The following is a 9557-nucleotide window of genomic DNA, read 5'->3' on the forward strand; positions in this document are numbered from 1 at the left end:
CGCGGAGCGCTTTGCGTCAGCATGAGTGCGGGAGTATGTCACGCGGGGAGATTCTCTTTTGGAAGTAACGAAGGGGCACTTTTTCTCCCCAACCGGCCAAGAGTAGAGGGCGTTGGATGTTCTGCTGCCGGTCGAGGGCCCACCCCGTGTAGGGATAGTGTTCTGCACTGCTCATGCGAACAGGCTAGGGTTTACCCATGAAGTTTCCCCCCGCCACACCCCGCCCGGGCAAGCGGCTGCCCCGCGGCTCATTTCCCCGCCTGAGCTCCTCCAACAGGGACAACCATCGCCGTCGGCGTTTGGTTGGTTTTGGTTTCATGGGCCACTGGCTGCTATGGGGAGGGATGGGCCTTCTTTTGGGGCAGCGACTCCGCTCTTGGGGGCAACCGGCTCCTCTGCAGTGGTGGCGCGTTTTGCCGGTGAGCAGTTCTGAGGGATCCCTGACTTTTGTCCAACCGGAACTGCCTCTCTACCACTCGTTCGCGTCAGTGGTGCGGAGCGCTTTTGCCGACAGGCTACTGCCCTGGCTGGCTCAGGGAACCGGGATCCCGGCTGAAGGGATCCTGCACATCTTCTCGGCTGTAGCCTGCTTGGCCATTCTGCTGTTGTGCTGGAGCTGGGGCAACTTCTGGAGTGCCGGTCTATGGGGACTCAGCCCCTGGGTGTTGACCCAAGGGTTGGAGCCGGGCAGCGAGATTTTGGGCAGCCTGGTTTTGCTTTGCAGTTGTGGTGTTGGGCCGGGATCCACCTTGCGCTGGTGGGGTCTGGCCTTAGCCTGTGCCCTGTCCTATAAGGTTTGGCCCTTGGCTTTGCTCTGGGCAGGGCTGTGGACGAGCCAGCAGTGGCCGCGGCAACCGTTGCGTTCGCGTCAGCGGCTCGGAATATCAGGACTGCTTTTGCTGCTGCTGGTGATGGGGCTTTCCTGGCTGGGACGGTTTAATTTGCCGGCTACCTCTGCTGAGGTGATTCCCCATCCTCTCAGCTCCCAAGGTGGCTTGGCCGTTTTGGCTACTTTGATGCTGCCCTTGGGGTTGAGCTTGGTGCGGTTGGGCTGGCCCTGGGCAGAACGGCAGCAAGCCCTGCTCAGCTTGGCCGGTTTGGGCCATGTCCTCTGGATGGGGGCGCTGGCGACATGGTTTTGGGATCCCCAAGTGAACACCCTGCAGCAAAGTGCTCGCTGGGGTTTGGTGGTGCTCCCCTTCCTATGCCTGAGCGCCGGCGGCGTCTTGGCTGAGATCCCCTACCGGAGCTGGCGGCGGGTTTTGGGATCCCTACTCCTGGGCAGTTCTTTCTTGCTATCGTGGCAGGCATTGGCCTAAGGTATTCTTTCTCTTGCTTGCCATGACCCAGACCTCGTCCGCATCGGCACCGCGTAGCACTTCGCGGCCCTTGTTGCAAACCCTTTTTGCCCAACGGGCTCAGGCTGTGATCCCTTCTCCTTTCGGGGCGGAGATCCCAGGTGCAGCGCCGGTGGTTACCAGTTTTACCTTTGGGCTGGCGGATCCGCGTCTGTTCCCCAAGGCCGACTTGGCGCGGGCCACGGCGGAGGTGTTGGCAGAGGATGGGGACAATGCCCTCAATTACGGCGGCACGTTTGCCGGGCTGATCAACGTGGTGCTGCAGTTGATGCGGGATAGAGGGGTAGAGGCCCAGCCGGAAAACCTACTGATCGGCTATGGCTCTGGGCAGATCCTCGGCCTGTTGCCTCAGGTCTTCGTGGAGCCGGGGGATGTAGTCATTGTGGAAGGGCCCACCTTCATGGGGGCTGTCAGCCGTTTTGCGGCGGCAGGAGCGCGTCTGATCTCGATTCCGGTGGATGGGGAAGGCATGGTGGTGGATCGCCTGGAAGAGGTGCTGCGCGATCTGGCTCGCCAAGGGATCCGCCCCCGATTTGTCTATACCATTCCCACCTTCCAAAACCCCAAAGGCTGCACCCTCTCTGGGCCACGGCGGCAGAAATTGGTGCAGTTGGCAGCTGAGTACGGTGTGGTGGTGGTGGAGGACGAGGCCTACTACGACCTGCGCTTTGCCGGGGATCCCTTGCCCAGTTTGGCTGCGCTGGATCGGGAAGGCTGGGTTCTTCATGTGGGCACCTTCTCCAAGATTGTGGTGCCGGGAGTACGGGTGGGCTGGGCCTGTGGTCACCCTGAGATCATCCGCCGCCTGGAGATGTTTCGCAGCGAGGGATCCCTGGGGCCCTTTTTGGGCCGGGTGGTGGCCCGCTATTGCGGGGAGGGCCGTCTGCAAAGCCACATTCAACTCCTCACCCGTCGCTACCGAGAAAAGTGCCAGGTGATGCTGGAGGCCATCGCTCAATATTTTCCGCCCGAAGTCAAGGTGGAGGCCCCTGGGGGTGGATTTTTCGTCTGGTGTGAGCTGCCCCCTTCCCTAAGCGCCAGCACCTTGTTGCAGGCTACTCGCGCCCTGGGGGTCACCTTCCTGCCGGGCACCCACTGCTTTGCCGACGGCCAAGGAGACCATGCTCTGCGCCTGGCCTTCAGCTATCAACCCGAGGAGCGCATTGTCAGTGGGATCCAGACCATTGGGGAACAACTGTACAGACTGATACACTCTTGCGCCAGCGGTGCGGAGCAGCAAGGGAAGGAGCTCTCCAAAAGCATGGATCCTTGAAGCCCAGAGCGCAGATTTCCCGCTCACCTGCCCCCCACAGCCTTGGCCACGCGCCGGAAAAATTGCCCAACGCCCTTCACCAGGTTGGGTGCAGCTTCTGGACGAGCCGGGATCCCTGCCATGAGGGTGTAGTAGTCATCCAAGAGGGTGTGCTCTTCTGGAGAGACCGTGTTGTCGGCCATCATCAGGTTGCCGATTGCTCCCAAAAGTTGCATGCGCTCGGTTTCGCTAGCCTGGGCTAGATAATCGGCCATCCAGCGCTCGGTTTGCTCCATTGGGATAGGCTCTTGGATCAGTTCTCGCAGCTCGGTATCGTGCTCCAAACCATAGCGGCGCAGCAGGGATCCCAAGTAGGCCAATTCCTGGGGTTCCAAATGCCCATCGGCCCAAGCAGAGCCGGCCACAATTTTGAGCATGAGCTGATGTTGAGTTGTGGGGTTCATGGTGGGATCCCTTGCTGAGAACTGTTGTCGCTACGCGACACTTCTGCGAACGTGTCAGGGGGCCAGAGACCTTAGAGGCTGCAGAGTTGAGGGGATGAACAGCTTAACTATAGCCAGACCTTGGGTGAGCCATCTGCGTTCGCGTCAGCAGCGCGGAGCCCTTTTTTCGGCTAGGATCGTTATCTGTATTACGAACACTGAGCTATTCGCGATAGCGGGACGGAGTCCTTTTTCTCGCCCATTCTTGCAATGCTGAGCGCCTCTCCTTGCCAATTGGATCTTGCCATTCTGGCCCCAGGTCGGCTGTACCGCGGCAGCGGCATTCTGGAAGCTGTGCCCCTTGCGGTACTGGGATCCCGTGTGCTGGTGATCGGGGGGGAACGCTCCTTGGCTGTAGTTGAGGCCCCCCTGGAGCGCAATTTCGCCCGGGATCCCGCCCTCCAAGTTCACTGGACTACCTACGGGGTAGACTGCAGCGAGTCCGAGCTGGCGCGTTTGCAGGCGCTGGCCACGGCGGAATCGGTAACCGGCATCTTAGGAGTGGGGGGTGGCAAGGCTCTGGATACGGCCAAGCTGGTGGCCCACCGGCTGCGGATCCCGGTGGTTACCGTGCCCACCTCTGCGGCCACCTGTGCCGCCTGGAGCGCCCTATCCAATATCTACTCCGACAGCGGCGCTTTTCAGCGGGATGTGGCCTTGGATCAGGCCCCAGCCGCCTTGATCTTGGACTACGACCTCATTCGTCAGGCTCCCCCTCGCACCTTGGTAGCCGGGATCGGAGATGCCTTGGCCAAGTGGTACGAGTCTTCTGTCAGCAGCGGCGCATCGGAAGATGCCCTGGTGATTGGCGCTGTGCAGCAGGCCCGCGTCTTGCGGGATTTGCTTCTCCAGCAATCGGCGGCGGCCCTGCGGGAGCCGGGCGGAACTGCTTGGAAACAGGTGGTGGATGCTTGCATTTGCCTGGCAGGGATCGTTGGCGGCATGGGTGGGGCCAAATGTCGGACGGTGGCTGCCCACGCTGTCCACAACGGGCTAACCCACTTGTCGGGGCACCGGGCCACCCTGCACGGCGAGAAGGTGGCTTTCGGCATTTTGGCCCAGCTCCGCCTAGAAGAGATCCTGCAGGGAAGCCAGTTGGCGCTGGCAGCACGTACCCAGTTGCTGGAGTTCTACCGCCAGGTGGGGCTGCCCCTCAACTTGCGGGATCTCAAGCTAGGTCACTTGGGATCCGCCGACCTGCTGCATGCTGCCCAAGTGGCCTGCCAGCCAGGATCCGACATCCACCACCTGCCCTTCCCCGTCAGTCCAGAAGCCCTGTTGGTGGCCCTTACCACCACAGACCTGACCAGCTCCAGCCCTGTTCTCCCTCGGCTGTAAGTCCTGGCAGAGGATATCTGTCTGCTATCCAACTCCGCCGGTACGGGCCTGGGTCGGCATTGTGGGCAGGCGGGCTTCGCCGTAGGCTCCAGAGGTGGCGCCCACCAAGATCAAGGCTCCGCCCATCCAAGTCCACCCATCCGGGATCTCGGCAAACACCCAAAACCCGATTAGGCTGGCCCAGAGCAGACGGGAGAAATCCAGAGGCAGCAGCATCGTCACCTCAGCCAGCTTGTAGGCCTGGGCGAGGGCCACCTGGCCAATGCTGCCCAGTAGCCCCATGGCCACCATCCACAGCCACTGCTCAGGAGAAGGCCAGGTCCAAACCCAGACGGCAGCCAGAAAGGAAAGGGGGGTCTGCAGCAGGCCCATGTAGGCCGTAATCGTGAGGCTGGACTCGGTGCGGGAGAGGATCTTGAGCACGATGGTCACCCAGGCAAAGAGTGCTGCCGCCCCCAAGGCCAGCCCTGTTCCCAGAGAAAACTCTCGGAAGCCTGGCCTCAACATCACCAAAGCCCCGGCAAACCCCAGGCCCAATCCCAGCCAGCGGGACGAGCGCATCTGCTCGCCCAACACCCATACCGCCATCGTGCCGGCAAACAAAAGTTGAACAAAGCTCAGCGCCGTAGCTTCTGCCAGAGGCAACAGGCTGGCTGCCCAAAAGGAGAGCAACATCCCCACCGTGCTGATCGCCGAGCGCAGGAGGTAAAACTCCATCTTGGCGGTGTGCAGAGACTGGATCCCAGCCCGCAACACCAGCGGCGACAGGGCGAGAAACCCGAATAGGTTGCGCAAAAACACAATCTGAAAGGGGTGAAGGGCGGGAGTGTTGAGCCGGATGATCGCGCCTAAACAGGCAAAGCAAGCAGTGGCCAGCAGCTTCAGGGCAACTCCTTGCCAGAGCCTTATTTTTCCCCACTCTGCAAAGCGGCTCAGCTGGTGGCGATACCACATCTCCAAAGTCACAGCTCACACCCAAATGGTTTAGGCACTAAGTTTTCAGCCTTGAACTCTCAGCTTAAACGGACTTCCAGGGATCCGAACTGCGCCCCTGGGCACTCCTTGCTGCCCACCGGCCCCCCTGATTCCCAGGGGGAAAAAGATGGGGATCCCAAGACATGGCCATTTCAAGTAGCCATGAAACAACTCACCCCGTCGCTCCATAGCTCCCCTCTCTCTTTGGGAGAGGGGCTGGGGGTGAGGGCGTGGAACCTCTAGGTTTGCTTGAGAATCTCTTTCAAGTAGCCGATGACCGTTTCCGGCTTGAGATGGGCCATACAGGGATGACCCTCCACCAGGCAGGTTTCGTTTTTGAACTTGTTCTCTGCGCAGACCCGGCACTTGTAGGCGGTTTGGGTGAGATAGACGTGGGGCAGACGAGGAGCCCACAGTCGCACCGGGCTGGCCCCATCCCCATCGGCATCGTTGCCAAACAGGGCAATGGTGGGACAGCCCACTGCCGCCGCGATGTGCATCGGCCCCGCATCCACGGAGATACACACCCGCGCCCGCTTCAGGGCCCCCGCCAGCTCCATGAGGCTGGTTTTGCCCCGCAGGTCAACCATTCCCGTTTGCGCCAGCAGTTCGTCTTCGCTGCTGCCGCCGTGGTAGAGGGATCGCTGCAGCTCCGGCGCGCTGCCGATTAGCCCCACCTGCAGGCCCTGGCCTTGGCACCACTGGATCACCTGCCGCCAGTACTCCAGAGGCCACATCTTGGCGCGGCGGGTAGTGGTGATGTGCACCAAGACCTCTGGCACCGGAAAACCGGGATCCCGGCTGGGCAGCTCCAGGCGGAAAAAATCCGTCTCCACGTACGCCAGGCGACAGAAGATTTCGGCGATGTAGTTGCTGGTGAGGATCCCTTTGTAGCGCTGCAGAAACTCCAGGCCGTTCCAGTCGTCATCCTGGAGCATGCGCTGTACCGGGTCGGAGCCGGGATCCAACTTGCGGCGAAAATCCAGAGTCAAGCCGGCCCCGGCAATGTACTGGGGGCGCAGGGCCGTTACCGCCACCAGGTTGAGCTCGCTAAACTCGTCGCAATTGATGGCCAAGTCGTAGGGGCCGGCCTGGGTCACCCGTTCTCGCACAGCAGCGGTCAGGGCCTCGAGGTAATCGGGACGACGGCTGTAGAGAGGAAAGCTGAAGTCGATGTAGGGGCAGTGGAGCTCAAAGTCGCGGGTAATCTCGCTGCCAAAAAAATCCAGCACACAGCCGGGGTATTTTTCCTTGAGGCCCCGCAACAGCGGGATGGTAACCACAAAATTGCCCACCTTGCTGGAGGAAAACACCGCCAGGTGGGGATGTTCCCGCAGAGGTTGGTTGGCAAACCGTTGCATAAGGCTGGGATCCCCAGGAAGATATCAACCCCGCTGGAGGTGGTGGGGGTGGTGCAGACAGAGCACTTTTGCTAGGCTAGCATTCCTCTGTCCTGTGCTTTGATGGCCATGCTGGGATCCCTGGGCCTCAGGGGAGACTGGCTTGGCTGCCATCCCAGATGACCACCACAGCAAAGCGATCCAGAAAGCCATCTGTCGCATTCATCTGGCGCAGACTAAAAGCATCTTCGGCGGAAATCACCAGGTCGTAGCCCAGGGTGCGGATGGCACGAATGCGGTGAGGCCGTTCCCCGATGCGGTTCACCAGTGAGCGGGCCTGCTCTTCCGAGGTGGCATAGGCAGCTGTGCCCTCGCTGCCCACAAAGGCCGCGTTGAGGTCTTGGCCAAGAGTAACGGGGGTATAGACTTGATTGCCATCGGGATCAAACAAGCGCATTGACTGGCTGGGCAAGAAATCCAAGCCTCGTGCATCCACAATCAACCCTGTCACTTGCGGTTCCCGCCGCTGGGATCCCGCCTCCAGACCCGTTCCGCCCCCTGGCCCTTGGCCTGTGCCCACCCCTGAGCCAGGGCTGGCTCCGCGCACCCCACTCTGGCCGCTGCCCGGCCCGACCACTTCCCCCTGCCGGGATCCAGAGCCACTGCCGCCAGGGCTGGTGCCGAACTGCCGCAACAGATCCAGATCGAAAACCGGGCCCTCTGCCACTTCCCCGTTGATGGGTTGGGCCGGCTCTACTTTTTGATCCGCTCCCTTGGGTGGGATGGAGTCCTTGGTTGCCGGACGCCAGGGCGCTGCTTCAGAGGCAGGCTGCTCTCCGGCGGGCAAGGCAGGGGATCCCCCTTGCAAGCGGTAAAGGGGAGGAAACAGCGTTTGGGCATCCACAGCTTCCACCGGCAAGACCGGCCCCGCCAGCAGGATCCCCAGTGCTGCCCAGCTCACTTGGATCCGTATGCCTTGAATCCTATACTTCCACCACCTCATGCCCACACCTCTTGGCCACGAAATCTGCGGCCCATCTCGCAACAGCTCACCTTTCCCCCATGCTACCCAGGCGAGGCCGGTTCGGCAGGGGATCCCGCGCAATCCCACCCTTTGTTTTTGATCCCCAGCGATCCCCAGGGTCTTGACCGACAGGCAAAAATACGCAAACATGGGTTCATCATTCTTGATGATCCCCGTTGATCCCCACCTGTGGTCATCAGCGGCTGGAGAGCCCGAGGCAAGCCGATACATCAGCAGGTTCAAGGTTGTCCTCAGAACCACAAGCTGGGATCGGCCCATAGGACAAAAGCTGGAGCATTGCACGAAGCCCGATTTGTCGAAGACAGGAGACCCCGACCATGCCACAAGAGCGGATCCCGTTGGAAGAAATGACCATCCGGCAGTTGCGGGAAGAAGCTGCCCGCTATCAGATCCCCAAGTACAGCCGCATGACCAAAGACCAGCTGATTGAGGCCATTCGAGAGGCCCAAGTCAAAGCTGGCCGCCCTGTCGATGCCATGCCGGAGCCCAAGGGGCAAGAATCGGTCACCCAAACGAAGTTTAGGGGTCAAGAGGTTGCCGGCAAGACGGATCTGGCCGATGTGGACAAAGGGCTGGGCGATTTGCCGGGCGGTTACGGGGAAAGCCGCATCGTTTTGCTGCCGCGGGATCCCCAGTGGGCCTACGCCTATTGGGATGTGCCCAACGAGGCTAAAGAAAGCAAGCGCCGCGAGGGCGGCCAACAGTTGGCGCTGCGCCTCTACGATGTGACGGATATCGATTTCAGCTACCAGCCGGCCCACAGCATGCAGGAGTACCCCTGTGATGAGTTGGCGCGGGAGTGGTATTTGCCGATCCCGGTGAGCGATCGTTCCTACATTGTGGAGATCGGCTACCGGACGGCAGATGGCCGCTGGCTGATGTTGGCCCGCTCGGCGGCGGTGATGGTGCCGCCGGTCTATCCTTCCGACTGGTTTGAAGAGCACTTCCTGACAGTGCCCTTCGACATGGCTCTGCAGGGCCGCACCCTTTACCAGCTCAGCGAGCCCTACAAGCGCAGCGCCACCGGCATGGGCGTGGTGGACTACAAAGGTGATGAGCCGCAGCAGGGTGCCACGGTCGATCCCTTCCTGGAAATGGTGGGTGGCTTTGAGGCGATGCGGGTGGCGGGATCCCTGTTTGGCAGCCACCAGATGGGCAGCCGCCAATTGGTGCCGGAGCAGGCCATCAGCTCGTTTATCATCCCCTCGGGTGTGGGCATGATGGGGATGGCCATGGCGGAGGTGCCCGCTGCTCCTTGGATGGCTTCGGGATCCGGCCTGGGCCTGTTCTCGGGGGCTTCCGAAGTGCTGCCGCAGCGCTCTCGCAAGTTCTGGTTGGTGGCCGATGCCGAGCTGATTGTCTATGGGGCCACAGAGCCGGATGCCACCGTTACCATTGGCGGGCGCAAGATCCAGCTCAACCCCGATGGCACCTTCCGCTTCCACATGGCTTTCCCAGACGGCAACATCGACTTCCCCATCTTTGCGGTGGCTGCCGATGGCGAGCAAAACCGGGAGATCCACATGACTTTCGACCGCCGCACCCTCTCCCGCCGCACCAACACCAAAGAAGAGGCCATCGAAGAGTTGTTGCCCTGAAGGATCCAACCTTTCCCTTCTTGCCCCCTGGAGCTGGCCGGGGGGCTTTTTTCCTTGGGCTGGAGAGCTTGACTCCAGCCATCAAAACAGGGGATGCCAGTCCTAGGAGAGCATGACTCTAGTCAATAATAAGCTCAACTATACTGAA

General features: G+C 61.1%; 8 protein-coding genes. 4 read left to right on the plus strand and 4 right to left on the minus strand.

What is annotated here, in order from left to right; translation table 11 throughout:
- Window positions 1-197: 197 nt before the first annotated feature.
- Both NW843_RS01870 and NW843_RS01875 read left to right on the plus strand, forming a co-directional pair.
- Window positions 198-1319, plus strand: a complete 1122-nt coding sequence (locus NW843_RS01870; protein WP_414521947.1) for a hypothetical protein — start codon at window positions 198-200, stop codon at window positions 1317-1319.
- Between the two features lie 22 nt (window positions 1320-1341).
- Window positions 1342-2631, plus strand: coding sequence for a PLP-dependent aminotransferase family protein (locus NW843_RS01875; protein WP_414521948.1), 1290 nt, complete (start codon window positions 1342-1344; stop codon window positions 2629-2631).
- A 23-nt stretch (window positions 2632-2654) separates the two neighbouring features.
- On the opposite strand, the gene NW843_RS01880 is transcribed toward NW843_RS01875, so the two are convergent.
- The gene (locus NW843_RS01880) at window positions 2655-3074 is read right to left on the minus strand and encodes a TerB family tellurite resistance protein (RefSeq protein WP_414521949.1); all 420 of its coding nucleotides are present in this window, start codon (window positions 3072-3074) and stop codon (window positions 2655-2657) included.
- Between the two features lie 249 nt (window positions 3075-3323).
- Here NW843_RS01880 and NW843_RS01885 point away from each other — a divergent pair, with 249 nt between their 5' ends.
- On the plus strand, window positions 3324-4451 hold the full coding sequence (locus NW843_RS01885; RefSeq protein WP_414521950.1) for an iron-containing alcohol dehydrogenase family protein: 1128 nt from the start codon (window positions 3324-3326) through the stop codon (window positions 4449-4451).
- A 24-nt stretch (window positions 4452-4475) separates the two neighbouring features.
- Here NW843_RS01885 and NW843_RS01890 read toward each other — a convergent pair whose 3' ends face one another.
- From NW843_RS01890 to NW843_RS01900, 3 genes are all read right to left on the minus strand, one after another.
- Window positions 4476-5417 carry a DMT family transporter gene (locus NW843_RS01890; protein ID WP_238376852.1) on the minus strand — a complete coding sequence of 314 codons (942 nt, stop codon included), beginning with the start codon at window positions 5415-5417 and terminating at the stop codon, window positions 4476-4478.
- Window positions 5418-5665: 248 nt separating this feature from the next.
- Window positions 5666-6787, minus strand: coding sequence for a glycosyltransferase family 9 protein (locus tag NW843_RS01895; protein WP_011432002.1), 1122 nt, complete (start codon window positions 6785-6787; stop codon window positions 5666-5668).
- Between the two features lie 127 nt (window positions 6788-6914).
- Window positions 6915-7727: a hypothetical protein gene (locus NW843_RS01900; protein ID WP_414521951.1), complete on the minus strand. Its 813-nt coding sequence runs from the start codon at window positions 7725-7727 to the stop codon at window positions 6915-6917.
- 401 nt (window positions 7728-8128) lie between these two features.
- Here NW843_RS01900 and NW843_RS01905 point away from each other — a divergent pair, with 401 nt between their 5' ends.
- On the plus strand, window positions 8129-9409 hold the full coding sequence (locus NW843_RS01905; protein WP_414521952.1) for a DUF4912 domain-containing protein: 1281 nt from the start codon (window positions 8129-8131) through the stop codon (window positions 9407-9409).
- Window positions 9410-9557: the final 148 nt, after the last annotated feature.

It is taken from the genome of Synechococcus sp. R5-12, assembly GCF_047502655.1.
Classification (GTDB): domain Bacteria; phylum Cyanobacteriota; class Cyanobacteriia; order Thermostichales; family Thermostichaceae; genus Thermostichus.

Coding starts and splice junctions, on each gene's coding strand:
- NW843_RS01895 (WP_011432002.1), bottom strand. CDS start 6,787: ATGCAACGGTTTGCCAACCAACCTCTGCGGGAACATCCCCACCTGGCG.
- NW843_RS01885 (WP_414521950.1), top strand. CDS start 3,324: ATGCTGAGCGCCTCTCCTTGCCAATTGGATCTTGCCATTCTGGCCCCA.
- NW843_RS01905 (WP_414521952.1), top strand. CDS start 8,129: ATGCCACAAGAGCGGATCCCGTTGGAAGAAATGACCATCCGGCAGTTG.
- NW843_RS01875 (WP_414521948.1), top strand. CDS start 1,342: ATGACCCAGACCTCGTCCGCATCGGCACCGCGTAGCACTTCGCGGCCC.
- NW843_RS01880 (WP_414521949.1), bottom strand. CDS start 3,074: ATGAACCCCACAACTCAACATCAGCTCATGCTCAAAATTGTGGCCGGC.
- NW843_RS01870 (WP_414521947.1), top strand. CDS start 198: ATGAAGTTTCCCCCCGCCACACCCCGCCCGGGCAAGCGGCTGCCCCGC.